Here is a 13,593-nt window from a genome sequence, read left to right on the forward strand (position 1 = left end):
CCCATTCGTTAGGTATATATGTAGCGAGAAATGTTAGTTATGTAACCATGACTGCTGGCACATCCTATGAAAATGTTAGGAAAAAACTTTCTGAAAAAATGGCAGGTGAGATAACTCTCTCAGAAAAGCCAGGAGAAGCCTTAAAGAAGTGGAGATTGAATTTTGATATTGCACAAACAGAACTTTCTTCTTATTTAGGTGTTTCTCCTTCGGTAATTAGCGATTATGAAAGTGGTCGACGAAAATCACCCGGAACTTTAATTGTCAGCAAAATAATTGAAGCACTTTTAAGTATTGAAACCGAAAAGGGAGGAAAGAAAATACATGCTTATGAAAGTATGCTTTATGCAGAGTCTCCTTCCAAAGCTGTTTATGGAGCTTATGAATACACGTACCCAATGCAACTTGCAAGACTTTCAAACTTAATTGATGGGACTATTATTTACAAAGGTATTGAAAAGCCACTTTATGGATTTACTGTAATAGATAGTAAAAGGGCAATCCTAGAAATGTCATCCCATGAGTTTCAAAGGCTATATGGCTGGAGTACAGAAAGGGCCATGATATTCACCAAAGTCTCTACAGGGAAATCTCCAATGGTGGCTATACGTGTAACTAGTCTAAAACCTGCGACAGTTGTAATACATGGTATTCAAGCAAATGATGTTGATCCGATGGTGAAAAAAATGGCTGAAGTTGATAGGATACCTGTTATTGCAACAACTATGGATCTTGATGAACTTATTGCTACACTCAAAAAATATAGCCAATATCATGCACTAGAATAAGAATTTTAATAATCAATAGGTGAAAAAATGAAAACTGGAATAGTATCATACGGTGCCTATATCCCAAAATACAGAATAAAAGTTGAAGAAATTGCACGTGTTTGGGGAGATGATGCGGAAAGCCTTTCAAAAGGATTGAAGGTAGACGAAAAATCAGTTCCTGATATAGACGAGGATGCAGCTACAATTGCAGTAGAATCTGCAAGATCTGCCATTGCAAGATGTAATATTGATCCTACAAGAATCGGTGCAGTTTACACCGGATCAGAAAGTCATCCCTATGCCGTTAAGCCTACAAGCACAATTGTTGCTGAAGCTATTGGTGCCACTCCACAGCTGACAGCTGCAGACTTTGAGTTTGCATGTAAGGCAGGCACTGCTGCAGTACAAGCTTGTATGGGCTTAGCCGCATCGAAGCAAATTGATTTAGGATTAGCAATTGGCTCAGACGTATCTCAAGGTGCTCCCGGTGATGCACTAGAATATACAGCAGCTGCTGGAGGTGTTTCAATGCTTATTGGAACAAATCCTGATGAAATAATAGCCAATATTGAAGACACATATTCATTTACTACCGATACTCCTGATTTTTGGAGAAGAGAAGGGATGCCATACCCAGAACATGGCGGTAGATTTACAGGCGAACCTGGTTATTTCAAACATGTGACTGGAGCAGCTGAAGGTTTAATGAGTAAGCTAAATACAACACCTAAAGACTATGATTATGCGGTATTCCATCAACCAAACGGGAAATTTCCTAGTAGGGTAGCAAAAATGTTAGGATTTACAACAGAGCAGATTCTTCCAGGCCTTGTTGTTCCGAAACTAGGGAATACATATTCAGGCTCGTGTTTAATGGGTATAGCTGCCACTTTAGATCAAGCAAAGCCCGGTGATTGTATTTTCGCTACAGCATTTGGATCAGGAGCTGGAGCTGATGCTTTTAGTTTTGAGGTTACGGAAAATATAGAGAAAAGTCGTAATAAAGTGGCTACAATAGAAGAAATGCTTCAAAATCCAACTTATATAGACTATTCTATTTACGCTAAACATAAAGACAAATTAAGACGTGCTTAATCAGAGGAATAATTATGCGAGATGTTGCAATTATAGGAGTTAAAAATACTAATTTTGGTGAAAAGTGGGACGTATCTTTTAGGGATATTTTTGTTGAAGCTGGAGCAGGTTCTTTACAAGATGCAGGTGTAGCTGGAGAAGATATAGATGGCTTGTATGTTGGTAACATGAGCGGTGGCCAATTTGTTGAACAGGAACATATAGGGGCGTTAATTGCTGACTATTCAGGTCTGGCAAAGAACCTCAATGTTCCATCGACACGTGTGGAAGCAGCATGTGCATCGGGAGGACTTGCTCTAAGGCAAGCTATATTTGGTGTAGCTTCAGGTTATCAAGATATAGTTGTTGCTGCAGGTGTTGAAAAAATGACAGATGTTTCATCTGCTGTTGCCTCAGCTGCTCTTGCTGCAGCTTCTGATAGAGAATGGGAAGGAATTATGGGAGCTACTTTTCCTGGATTATATGCCATGATTGCTAGGCTTCACATGCATAAATACGGGACAACATCTGAACAAATGGCAGAAGTTGCTGTAAAGAACCATTCTAATGGTTTTCTGAATCCTATTTCTCAATATAGAAGGAAAATTACAGTAGAAGATGTATTAAGTTCGATTCTTGTAGCTGACCCATTACATATACTTGACTGCTCGCCTATTACAGATGGTGCATCATCGTTAGTATTAGCACCAGCAGATATTGCGCATGAATACACTGACACTCCAGTGTACATAAAGGCAAGCTCTCAGGCAAGTGATACGATTTCTCTTCATGATAGAAAAGATATAACGACACTAGATTCCACTGTTGCAGCAGCTAATAGGGCATATGAAATGGCTAAGATGAAACCCAATGACATTGACCTTGTTGAAGTACATGATTGCTTTACTATTGCTGAAATATGTGCCATTGAAGACCTTGGTTTCGTGAAAAAAGGACAAGGTGGATCATTTACACAAGAAGGTGAAACCTCAATTGGAGGGAAAATACCAGTTAACACTTCAGGCGGGCTTAAATCATGTGGTCATCCCGTGGGGGCTACTGGGATTAAACAAGCTGTAGAAGTTGTTCATCAACTGAGAGGGGAAGCTGGGAAACGACAGTTGGATAATGCAAATATCGGCATGACTCATAATGTAGGCGGTTCAGGTGCAACCGCAGTAGTCCATATATTAGCAAGGGATAGGTGATAAGTATATGTCAGTAGCAAGATTTTGGAGAAAACAAGTTCAGAGGTATAATTTAGTTGGGACACATTGTAAGAGCTGTGATGAATATTTTTATCCTCCAAGAAATATGTGTCCTACATGTCGAAGAAATGGTAAAATTGAGTCATATAAATTTAATGGAGATGGAGAGGTAATATCATTTACAGTAATCCGAACAGCTGCAGTCGGATTTGAACACCAAACACCTTACATTCTTGCCATAGTCCAGCTAAAAGAGGGTCCTAAACTTACAACCCAGATTTCATGTGGTATAGATGAAATTTATTTGGGAATGAAAGTTAAACCTGTATTTAGAAAATTAGGTGATGGCGGAGAAAAAGGTATGATTTATTATGGAACGAAGTTTATAGCCGCTGAGTAAATTGTATGTTTGAAGTTGAATTAAAATTAAAGATTGAACACTCTATGGTTATTCCATATCTTGAAGGATTAGGCTTTTACCTTGTAGGAGAAGAAGTACACCATGATATCTATCTTAATGCGCCACATAAGGATTTTGGTGTAACCGATGAGGCTCTAAGGTTACGACAATCTAATGGGAAAAGCTATCTAACTTATAAGGATAAAAAAATTAATCCTCGTACAAAAACTAGAAGAGAAATTGAAACTCCTATCATACTAGATGATATGTATGATATTTTTTTATCTTTAGGATTTAAAGAAACTCTTAATATTGAAAAAAAGCGTATAAAATATAAAAAAAAAGATATTTCAATATGTCTGGATTCCGTTAAAGGACTAGGAGAATTTGTTGAAATTGAAACAATGGCTGACTCCAACTTAAATATTTATGAAAATCAGCTTCTTGAAATATTAAAAACAATGAATATATCTGAAGATAAGCTGATATCTAAATCATACCTCGAATTACTCCTAGATAATGGCCAATAAGATATTATATAAAAAAACCAAAAAATATGGAGTATAGTAAATAGAAATTCAAGTTTACTTTAACAAATATTGGATCCTGGTGAACAATCGTACTTTTCTGGTACAATAAGAGTTCCATTCTCTTTTGTAGCTAACAACATTCCTTCAGACTTAACTCCACATAATTTGACAGGCTTAAGATTTACAAGTACAACAACACTTTTACCATTAAGCTCTTGCAGACTATATTGATTTTTTATACCAGCAACAATCTGGCGTGGTTTATCTTCACCAATATCTACAGATAATTTAATTAAATTTTTAGATTTAGGTATATCTTCAACTTCAACAATTTTCCCTACTCTAAAATCCAATTTAGAAAATTCATCATAGTTAACTACTTTTTTTTCTTTAAACTCTTCTGATTTTTTATTTTTGATTCCTGCAGCCTCATCTGCAACCTTCACTCTATTGCTTGCAATTTCTTCCATTTGTTCGATTTTAGAATCATCAATTTTTTCAAACAATGTCAATGGTTTTGAAAGCTTTTGACCAGCTTCTATTTTTGCTGCTGCTTCATCATACTGGATTAAATGGATATCAGAATTGTACCCTAACTGTTCCCATAAAATTTCCATCTTTTCAGGTAATATTGGCTCAAATATTATAGCTAAAGCTTTTACTAACTGAAGGCAGTTAGCAATTACAACCCCACAAGCATCTTTATCTTCTTTTATGAGTTTCCATGGTTCTTTGGATTGGAAATAAGAGTTTCCATATGAAGCTAATGACATTGCTATGTCTGCTGACCTTTTAAATTCATATGATTCTGTAAACTCTCTATATTCATAGATGATAGACTTTATTTTTGAGATAACATCGTCTTCAATATCACCCTCTGGAACTTCTCCAAAGTTTTTGTATGCAAAAAGCAATGTTCTATAGATAAAGTTTCCAAGAACTCCTACAAGCTCAGTGTTGATTTTTTCTTGAAATATATTCCAAGCAAAGTTTAGCTCTTTTGTATGCGATGTATAACTTGCTAAATAATATCTTAGTAAGTCTGGATGAAAACCGTGATCTAGATAATCTTCATCAACCCAAACAACGTATCCTCTTGTTTTTGAAAAGGTTTTATTTTCTATCTTGAGCATTCCTGAAGCAACAACTGCCCAAGGAAGGGTATATTCTGCACCTTTTAACATGGAAGGCCAAAAGATACAATGGTGATAAATTATATCTCCACCTATAAAGTGCACAATTCTAGAGTCACCTTTCCATATTTTCTCCCAGCTATCGTTATTTGCTTGAGCCCATTCTTCAGTAAAAGCTATATAACCGATTGGAGCATCTACCCAAACATAAACTACAAGATCTTCATTTCCTGGAAAAGGCACCCCCCATTCTAGAGTTCTACTGATACACCAATCATCTAATTTTTTGTTAACCCAACCAAGTGCATAGTTTCTTGCATTAAGGGTTCCTCCAAGTTGGTTTAGGTAAGTATCTAGAAAATCTTGAAAGCTGGATAGCTTAAAAAAATAGTGCTCTTGATCCTTATAGGCTGCTTTTCCTCTACAGATGGTACATATAGGTTCAAGCAATTCACCTGGCTCTAAATGTTTACCACAGCCTTGGTCACATTCATCGCCCCTAGAAATCTCATCGCAATGTGGACAAACCCCTTCTACATATCTGTCTGGCAAAAATCTATCACAAGAAGGGCAATATGCTATTTCAATAACTTTTGAGTAAACGTAATCCTTTTCTATTAATCGGTTTAATATTTCATGAGTACGATTATGATTAGTTGAGTCGTGGGTGGTTCCAAATGAATCGAAGTTAACGTTCAAATTTTTAAAAACCTGATTAAAATGACTATGATAAATCTCAACTAATTCAGTTGGAGTCATTCCTAATTTCTCAGCGTTTAGGACAATAGGCGTACCATGCGTATCAGATCCACAAACAAATACAACTTCTTGACCCATCTTTCTAAGTGAACGAACATATATATCAGCAGGAACATATGTTCTTAAATGACCTATGTGTGCTTTACCGTTCGCATATGGGAGGCCACATGTAACAAGTACGGGCTTATCTGATGGAAATATTGACATAACTTTTCACCTGTTTATAATTATTCCATTGTTTAAAATCCACATGTTTTAAAAAGGTTGCCAGATACAATAAGATTACAACCAAAACAACCGAACCTTAATTTTATTAAACTTAACATTATTATTATTATTATTATTATAGTTGAACATGCAAGTTTTAATGCATATATTTAATAGAAAATACACAATCTATTTACTAATTGTTATTTATAATGATTTAGATACACGTTCAATTCTATATTAATATTGATATTTAACCATAAATAAAATATCATATGCGAACTCTTGATGGTATTGGTATGATATTTTAGAATTGTGTTATGGGCTTAAGCATAATTAAATTGTGTACACTATCATATCATTTATGAATGTTTAACTGAAAATTTCATTATAATTAAGATACTCTAAATGAGGCATACAATGGATTCAAATAATGATAATTTTTCCAACAAAGTATCCGAAGATGAAGAGGTACAAAGCCAAAGTAATATCGATGATGGATCACTAAGAAAAGATAAGTTGGAACATGAAGATAACAATCATTCTATCAATAAAAAGGATGATAGAGATTTAAATACTATGAGTCCTGAACAAAACCAAAGTAGCCAGGCTGAATCTATACCTTCTCCTGCAAATAAATCATGTAACTGGTCTAATATAAGTGCTCTTAAATGTATAGCGGTTTTGAGTATAATAGTAATTGGGAGTGTTTTCCTAATATTTCATGCGGTGGACAGTGGTTTATATCCTTCAGGAGATAAGGTTGCAGTCATATATGTTCAAGGTCCAATAGTTACTGGTAATCTTCCAACAGAATCAGGTTATGCATCTTCAGAGAATATAGCTGAAAGTTTGCATCAAGCCTCTTCAAATGATAATGTAAAATCAATTGTCTTAAGAATTAATAGCCAAGGAGGATCACCCGCAGCATCTGAAGAAATAACTCGTGAAATAAATAAAGTTCAAGAACAGGACATTCCTGTAGTAATTTCGATGGGCGAATCTGCTACAAGTGCTGCATACTATATATCTTCCTCAGCAGATTATATTGTAGCTAATCCCTCTACTTTTACAGGTGCTATAGGTGCAATGTGGATATTTCAAGATCTGAGTGAAGCTTATGAAGAAGAGGGTATAGACATCCATGTTGCTAAATCAGGTGAATTGAAAGATATGGGTGCTCCATGGAGAGAATTGACTGAAGATGAAAAAGAATATGCTGACAAAGTTGTAATGGAAATATTTGATCATTTTATATCTGAAGTTGCTGACGGACGTGAAATGAATGAAAGTTATGTAAAAAATATTTCAGATGGAAGAGTTTATACAGGCACTAAGGCAAAAGATTTAGGTTTGATAGATGAAATCGGTAATTTATATGATGCAATAGAAATCGCTTCTGAAATGGGTAATATTGAAGGAGATTATCAAGTAATCTACACTAATAGGCCCACGACTTCAAGATTTCTAACTATTTGATGAAGTTAAGTTTAGTAAAAAAACTGATTTATATTGATAGTATTTGCGATTACTAAATAAAAAATTTAATATAAGATTTTGTTGAGGAGATGAATTATGGATAATAATGATTATGGACCCAAACCAAGTTCCACTTTATTTGACAGCCTGATTGACAAGCAAACAATTATTCTTGCAGTTAATCCACGTATATCACATGTTAATAAAGGCATAATGAAAGCTGCAAAAGACTTTAATGCACCAATAATTCTAGAACTTGCAAAGTCCGAATGTAACCTTGAAGGTGGTTATACGGGATTTACGCCATTAGAATTTTCAAAAAGAGCTCATGAATCTGCAAAAGAAATAGGTATGGAACTATGGTCCCTTCATGCAGACCATATAGGAATTAAAGAAGGAAGCCCAGAGGAAATCACATCTGTAAAAAAGTTGGTAAAAGCACAAATTGATGCAGGATATACATCTTTTGCAATTGATGCATCTCATTTATTTAACTTCAGTGGAGGAAATTTAGAAGAAGAACTAAAAGACAATATAGATGCAACTACTGAGATTGCAAATTTTATTGATGAAAAAATGGATGGCAAACCATATGGCCTCGAAGTTGAAGTTGGTGAAATAGGAAGAGAAGATGAATATGGCAGAGTACTCACTACACCAGAAGAAGCAGTAACTTTTATAAAAGCCTTAAACTCGAATAATGTTTATCCTCATGTGCTGGCAATTGCAAATGGTAGTGCACATGGTAATACTTATGATAGCTCTGGAAATTTGATAGAACAAGTTTCAATAGACATTCCGCAAACAAAAAAAGTGGCTAAAGCTTTACGAGATAACAACTTGAAAGTAAGGATTGCACAGCATGGGATAACTGGCACACCACTTGATTTAATCCATAATCACTTTCCTCATGGAGATATTATAAAAGGCAATGTTGGAACTTTTTACTTGAATATAGTTTGGGATGTTTTGAAGGTATTTGAGCCTGATTTATATAAAGATATATGGAATTGGACTATTGAAAGTTTTAGTGAAAAAGCTCCAAATAAATCTAACAATGAAATTTTTGGGAAATACGGTAAACATGCAATAAAACAGTTCTTTAATCAGATATACTCAGTAGATGAAGATACTATTAAAGCAATCGAGTCAAAAGCTTATTCTGAAACTTTAATGTTTTTAAAAGCATTCAAATGCGAAGGAACTGCTGAACTTATTGCCAATAGGTATTAACAAAAATATAAAAAAACCTCACATTTACATTTATTTTTGTAAATAGCTATTTATATCAGTATTTCATATTTGTAAATGCTAGATTGAGACTATTTTGGTAAATATGAATAGGCATTTAAAACACATTTGCATTTTTACTTACCATTTTTTGTTGATTATCTACGCATAAATATTAATTAAGGACGTGTATTTTTGTTTGGAGACATGAAACCATCTGCTCCAGTAGAAGCTGGAAAAACATATGAAGTAACGATTGAAGATATTGCAAAAGAGGGCGACGGCATAGCTCGTGTAGAGGGCTTTGTAATTTTTGTTCCCAACACAGAAGTTGGTGACAGTGTTAATATAAAAGTTAACCGTGTTATGAGAAAATTTGCTTTTGGTGAAGTAGTATAAATAATTTAATTTATTATATGCTTTATTTTTTTTGTAATATTAATTGGTGTAATTATTTACACCAATTAGAATTAAAATAAACCTTAAAATTTTTTCATTCAAGTGCAACATAATCTGTTAAACTATTAAGTGCACTTTGAATCTCTTCTATTTCAATAGAAACCTGTTTTTTAAAATGTGAGATATTTAAACTCTTACCACAAACAATACCTATCTCAAGATAGGGTATTGAGTTTGAGTCAAGTTCCTTTTTAACTTTAAGTGGATTTGATGTTGTAATAATTGCTCTACCGTAGGATTCTGAAAATAATATTTCATCAAATTTTAAAGTACTATTTACATGACTTAAATCAACCTTTGCACCTTTTAGCTGACACATTTCGCAAAGTGTTGTAGCTAATCCACCATTAGAAATATCTTTAGAAGATGAAACCAAACCAGCATTAATCAGATTAACGATTCCATCAATTAGTTCAGAAATATCTTTTGGCACAGTGGGAGATTTCCCAGTGCTTTCAGCATCAAGGGCCCTGTAATATTCAGATCCTCTCATCTCATCTTTTGTTTCCCCAATTAGTATAATAATGTCCTCATCGTCAACAAAAAATGAATTTGGCAGGATGTCTAGGTTTTCAGTAATTCCTACTAGACCAATAGATGGTGTGGGTATTATTGAAGTATTGTGTTCTTCACTTTGATTATAAAGTGAGACATTGCCACCAACAACTGGAATTGATAAATCTCTAGCAGCATCACCAAGGCCAAGAATTGCTTGTTTTAACTGCCAATATATCTCAGGAATTTCGGGACTTCCAAAGTTTAGGCAGTCAACAATAGCAAGGCCCTTAGCGCCTTTCATAGCAATATTCATTGCATTTTCAATGACAGTACCATACCCTCCACTATAAGGATCAAAGTATGTATGTATTGGATTACATCCACAGGATGTAACTAGCCCTTTGTCTCCAATCCTAATAACTCCTGCATCATCTCCAGGTTTAGCTACGGTTCTTATTTGAACTTCGTGATCATACTGACTGTAAATCCATTTTTTGGAGGCAATTGTATGCGCTGAGAGAACATCCAAAATGCTATTTTTAATATTGTTTGGAGCATCGGGTTTTTCATAATTAGTTGTATGTTTAATCTCAGAGGCCTTTCTCTCAAAAATAGTTGCCCCCTCAGTTAACAGTTTAATTGGTATCTCAGCAACAATTTCATTGTTATATTCGACTTTAAATAGCTTTTCTTCAGTTATATTTCCAATTAAACTAGAATTTAAATCATATTTTGTAGCTATATCAATAATTGTGTTTACGTCTTCAGGTTCAACTTCTATTAACATTCTTTCTTGTGACTCAGAAATGAGTATTTCATAAGGGGTCATGTCAGCTTCACGTTGAACAACATCATTTGCTACAATATGTACTCCTAAGTCTCCTTTTGAAGCCATTTCCGAACTTGCGCCTGCAAGACCAGCTGCACCTAAATCTCGACAAGATTTTACGATACCTTTACTAATACACTCAAGCGTGGCTTCTATTAGTAATTTTTCAGTATAAGGGTCACCTATTTGGACACTTGGTCTGTCACTAGCTTCCGAATCATGGCAAAGGTCTTTAGATGCAAATGAAGCTCCTCCAAGGCCATCCCTACCAGTTGATGCACCTATCAAAACAAGTTTGTTACCAGCACTCTTTGCAGTTGCTGTTACTATATTGTCTTTTTGTGCAAGGCCTATACATACTACGTTAACAAGAGGATTTCCACTATATGAATTGTGAAATAAGGTTTCACCTCTAATTACAGGAACACCTATACAATTACCATAATTGGATATTCCTTCGATAACATGTTCAAAAAGATACAAGTTCTTTTGAACCTTAAGTTCTCCAAAATATAATGGATCCATTAATGCTATTGGCCTTGCACCCATTGAAACAATATCTCTGACAATCCCACCAACACCAGTTGCTGCTCCATTATAAGGGTCAACATATGAAGGATGATTATGACTTTCCATTCCTATTGCAATAACTCTCTCTTCATCAAACCTTACAATTGCTGCGTCATCTCCTGGGCCAATAATAACGTTCTCGCCAGAAGTAGTGAATGTTTTGAGTAAAGGGGCACTTGATCTATAAGAACAGTGCTCGCTCCATAAATTTAAAAAACAACCCTGTTCAACAAGGTTAGGTTCTCGGTTCATTTCATTTCGTATAAAATCTAAATCACTTTTAGGTAACATCTATAAATCCTCTTACAATTCTATGGTAAGCTACATTTTTGCAATTCCATATATCATTTTTGACAAAAGCATAATTCAATGTAAGCTAACTAAACTAAAGGGTTAAAATCAGGTATTTTTGTTTTTCAATCTAAACATTAATGTTTCACCTATTTCTAATCTTTTCTTCCTAGCTTCCCCAGCTTTCATTTCAATAATATATTTAGTCTTACTCGAATATGAAAAACCGATCCAAGGGCGAATACTAGATATGTTGAGTATTTTTTTATTTTCATCTAGAAATAAAACATCGATGGGAAAATTAACAAAGAGCATATGTACCGAAGAGAATTTTTCTTTCTCTAAAATAAATAAAAGAGCATAATCATTATCAATGTTTTTTCTGAACATTAAACCTTTAATTTGCTTGTAAAGTGTATCTGCAATTTCCACGTGCGATGAAACACAATTACCATTAGCTTTTAATATCATTGTTGTTTACTCTATACACTGTTATAATTTATAAACAACGGTAAGTTATCGAAATATTCGGAGGAAAAATCAGAAGATGAGTTCAGAGATGTGTCACGTTTGCGGATTGCCAGAAGAATTGTGTATCTGTGAAGAAGTGGCAAAGGAGCAACAAAGGATTATAGTAAAGGTAAATAGAAGAAGATATGGAAAAGAGGTTACTGTTGTTGAAGGTTTTGATGCTAACGAAATCGACCTCCATGAGCTTTCTACTTACCTTAAATCAAAGTTTGCATGCGGGGGAACGGTTAAGGGGAATGCAATTGAATTACAAGGTAATCATCTAAGCAGAATGAAAGATGTTCTTGTTAAAAAAGGCTTTTCACCTGATCAGATTAAAAATTAAATTGCAATATAAGCTACTTAAAATTTTAAATCTATGTCAATTTGAACTTTTCTTAGTAAATTGATAACATCTGTCAAAACAGATACATATTTATTAAAAGCATCATCTATTTTAAATTGATAATTATGGATACAATTTATATGGATCATGCAGCTACAACTGATGTTGATCCTGATGTAATAGATGCTATGCTACCTTATTTTAGGCATTATTATGGGAATCCTTCAAGTCTACATTCCTTTGGAGCAAAGGCGGCACAAGACCTAGAAGACTCTAGATTAAAGGTAGCTAAAGGAATAAATGCAAGGCCTGAAGAAATTATTTTCACTTCAGGAGGAACGGAATCTGATAATCTTGCTATCAAAGGCATAGCATATAAGAACAGTAGACAAGGTAAACACATTATCACGTCAAAAATAGAGCATCCTGCTGTATTAAACACTTGTAGATTTTTGGAAAAAAAAGGCTTTGAGGTTACTTATGTTCCTGTTGATAATTCAGGAATAGTTAACATAGAAGACCTTAAAGATTCAATTAGAACAGATACTATTCTTATATCTATAATGCATGCGAATAATGAAATAGGTACATTGCAGCCAATAGATGAAATAAGTAAAATAGCAAAAACAAACGAAGTTTATTTTCATACAGATGCTGTTCAAACAGTTGGAAAAATCCCAATTGATATGGAAAAAATTGATGTGGATTTAATGTCTCTCTCTTCCCATAAAATACATGGCCCAAAAGGAGTTGGTGCCCTTTACATAAAGAAAGGGGTTTCAATTGAACCAATTTTACATGGTGGTGAACATGAACGTGGTATTCGTTCAGGTACTGAGAATATCGCAGGTATAATTGGCTTTGCAAAGGCTTTTGAGCTAGCTACATCTAACCTTGAAAACAATTCTAAAAAAATGCTTAAATTAAGAAACCATTTGATTGAGAGTGTTAAAAAAAGAATTCCTGAATCCTACTTAAACGGGCATCAAACAAAATGTTTACCAAATATAGCAAACTTAAGGTTTAGTTTTATTGAAGGTGAATCTATTGTTCTAATGCTTGATATGAAAGGAATAGCGGCTTCTACAGGATCAGCATGTTCATCAAAAAACTTGAAAGCTTCACATGTATTAGAGTCAATTGGGTTACAACCAGAAGTATCTCATGGATCAATTCGCTTTTCGCTTGGAAAAGATAATACACTAGAAGAAGTTGATTATGTCGTGGATTCATTGGAGACAATAATAAAAAAATTGAGAGAAATGTCACCAATAGCAAAAATGTAATTTTAGGTGAGATA

General features: G+C 34.3%; 13 protein-coding genes. 10 read left to right on the forward strand and 3 right to left on the reverse strand.

The window, feature by feature from the left end; all coding sequences use genetic code 11:
• Positions 1–47 precede the first annotated feature (47 nt).
• The 5 genes from J2T59_RS02660 to cyaB are packed head-to-tail and all read left to right on the forward strand — an operon-like array spanning position 48 to position 3,982.
• Positions 48–788, forward strand: a complete 741-nt coding sequence (locus J2T59_RS02660; protein WP_259133680.1) for a helix-turn-helix domain-containing protein — start codon at positions 48–50, stop codon at positions 786–788.
• 27 nt (positions 789–815) lie between these two features.
• On the forward strand, positions 816–1,865 hold the full coding sequence (locus J2T59_RS02665; RefSeq protein WP_259133682.1) for a hydroxymethylglutaryl-CoA synthase: 1,050 nt from the start codon (positions 816–818) through the stop codon (positions 1,863–1,865).
• Between the two features lie 14 nt (positions 1,866–1,879).
• Positions 1,880–3,052, forward strand: coding sequence for an acetyl-CoA acetyltransferase (locus J2T59_RS02670; protein WP_259133684.1), 1,173 nt, complete (start codon positions 1,880–1,882; stop codon positions 3,050–3,052).
• Positions 3,053–3,059: 7 nt separating this feature from the next.
• Complete coding sequence (locus tag J2T59_RS02675) at positions 3,060–3,452, forward strand: Zn-ribbon domain-containing OB-fold protein (RefSeq protein WP_259133686.1); 393 nt, start codon at positions 3,060–3,062, stop codon at positions 3,450–3,452.
• Between the two features lie 5 nt (positions 3,453–3,457).
• Complete coding sequence (gene cyaB, locus J2T59_RS02680) at positions 3,458–3,982, forward strand: class IV adenylate cyclase (protein WP_259133688.1); 525 nt, start codon at positions 3,458–3,460, stop codon at positions 3,980–3,982.
• 59 nt (positions 3,983–4,041) lie between these two features.
• On the opposite strand, the gene metG is transcribed toward cyaB, so the two are convergent.
• Positions 4,042–6,081: a methionine--tRNA ligase gene (gene metG, locus J2T59_RS02685; RefSeq protein ID WP_259133690.1), complete on the reverse strand. Its 2,040-nt coding sequence runs from the start codon at positions 6,079–6,081 to the stop codon at positions 4,042–4,044.
• Positions 6,082–6,501: 420 nt separating this feature from the next.
• On the opposite strand from metG, the gene sppA reads away from it, so the two are divergent.
• The 3 genes from sppA to J2T59_RS02700 all read left to right on the forward strand — a co-directional run bounded on the left by sppA (position 6,502) and on the right by J2T59_RS02700 (position 9,189).
• Positions 6,502–7,560, forward strand: coding sequence for a signal peptide peptidase SppA (gene sppA / locus J2T59_RS02690; protein ID WP_259133692.1), 1,059 nt, complete (start codon positions 6,502–6,504; stop codon positions 7,558–7,560).
• 96 nt (positions 7,561–7,656) lie between these two features.
• Entirely contained in the window at positions 7,657–8,793 is a 1,137-nt protein-coding gene (locus J2T59_RS02695) for a class II fructose-bisphosphate aldolase (RefSeq protein ID WP_259133694.1), read from the forward strand.
• A gap of 204 nt (positions 8,794–8,997) precedes the next feature.
• Positions 8,998–9,189 (forward strand): TRAM domain-containing RNA chaperone, encoded by a 192-nt coding sequence (locus J2T59_RS02700; protein ID WP_259133696.1) that lies wholly within the window; start codon positions 8,998–9,000, stop codon positions 9,187–9,189.
• A 94-nt stretch (positions 9,190–9,283) separates the two neighbouring features.
• Here the strand turns inward: J2T59_RS02700 and purL are convergent, their stop codons facing one another.
• Together purL and J2T59_RS02710 are read right to left on the reverse strand one after the other, a co-directional pair.
• A complete protein-coding gene (purL, locus tag J2T59_RS02705) occupies positions 9,284–11,437 on the reverse strand; it encodes a phosphoribosylformylglycinamidine synthase subunit PurL (RefSeq protein WP_259133698.1) in 2,154 nt (717 codons plus the stop codon).
• A 108-nt stretch (positions 11,438–11,545) separates the two neighbouring features.
• Positions 11,546–11,908: a DUF192 domain-containing protein gene (locus J2T59_RS02710; protein WP_259133700.1), complete on the reverse strand. Its 363-nt coding sequence runs from the start codon at positions 11,906–11,908 to the stop codon at positions 11,546–11,548.
• Between the two features lie 76 nt (positions 11,909–11,984).
• Here J2T59_RS02710 and yciH point away from each other — a divergent pair, with 76 nt between their 5' ends.
• Both yciH and nifS read left to right on the forward strand, forming a co-directional pair.
• Positions 11,985–12,293, forward strand: a complete 309-nt coding sequence (gene yciH / locus J2T59_RS02715; protein WP_259133702.1) for a stress response translation initiation inhibitor YciH — start codon at positions 11,985–11,987, stop codon at positions 12,291–12,293.
• Positions 12,294–12,418: 125 nt separating this feature from the next.
• A complete protein-coding gene (gene nifS / locus J2T59_RS02720) occupies positions 12,419–13,579 on the forward strand; it encodes a cysteine desulfurase NifS (protein ID WP_259133704.1) in 1,161 nt (386 codons plus the stop codon).
• Positions 13,580–13,593 lie beyond the last annotated feature (14 nt).

The sequence above is a fragment of the Methanosalsum natronophilum genome (genome assembly GCF_024808815.1).
GTDB lineage: Archaea > Halobacteriota > Methanosarcinia > Methanosarcinales > Methanosarcinaceae > Methanosalsum > Methanosalsum natronophilum.

What these genes read in the sequence shown, in the direction of transcription:
- J2T59_RS02660 (WP_259133680.1), top strand. Translation starts at nt 48, where the DNA reads ATGACTGCTGGCACATCCTATGAAAATGTTAGGAAAAAACTTTCTGAA.
- J2T59_RS02665 (WP_259133682.1), top strand. Translation starts at nt 816, where the DNA reads ATGAAAACTGGAATAGTATCATACGGTGCCTATATCCCAAAATACAGA.
- J2T59_RS02670 (WP_259133684.1), top strand. Translation starts at nt 1,880, where the DNA reads ATGCGAGATGTTGCAATTATAGGAGTTAAAAATACTAATTTTGGTGAA.
- J2T59_RS02675 (WP_259133686.1), top strand. Translation starts at nt 3,060, where the DNA reads ATGTCAGTAGCAAGATTTTGGAGAAAACAAGTTCAGAGGTATAATTTA.
- cyaB (WP_259133688.1), top strand. Translation starts at nt 3,458, where the DNA reads ATGTTTGAAGTTGAATTAAAATTAAAGATTGAACACTCTATGGTTATT.
- metG (WP_259133690.1), bottom strand. Translation starts at nt 6,081, where the DNA reads ATGTCAATATTTCCATCAGATAAGCCCGTACTTGTTACATGTGGCCTC.
- sppA (WP_259133692.1), top strand. Translation starts at nt 6,502, where the DNA reads ATGGATTCAAATAATGATAATTTTTCCAACAAAGTATCCGAAGATGAA.
- J2T59_RS02695 (WP_259133694.1), top strand. Translation starts at nt 7,657, where the DNA reads ATGGATAATAATGATTATGGACCCAAACCAAGTTCCACTTTATTTGAC.
- J2T59_RS02700 (WP_259133696.1), top strand. Translation starts at nt 8,998, where the DNA reads ATGAAACCATCTGCTCCAGTAGAAGCTGGAAAAACATATGAAGTAACG.
- purL (WP_259133698.1), bottom strand. Translation starts at nt 11,437, where the DNA reads ATGTTACCTAAAAGTGATTTAGATTTTATACGAAATGAAATGAACCGA.
- J2T59_RS02710 (WP_259133700.1), bottom strand. Translation starts at nt 11,908, where the DNA reads ATGATATTAAAAGCTAATGGTAATTGTGTTTCATCGCACGTGGAAATT.
- yciH (WP_259133702.1), top strand. Translation starts at nt 11,985, where the DNA reads ATGAGTTCAGAGATGTGTCACGTTTGCGGATTGCCAGAAGAATTGTGT.
- nifS (WP_259133704.1), top strand. Translation starts at nt 12,419, where the DNA reads ATGGATACAATTTATATGGATCATGCAGCTACAACTGATGTTGATCCT.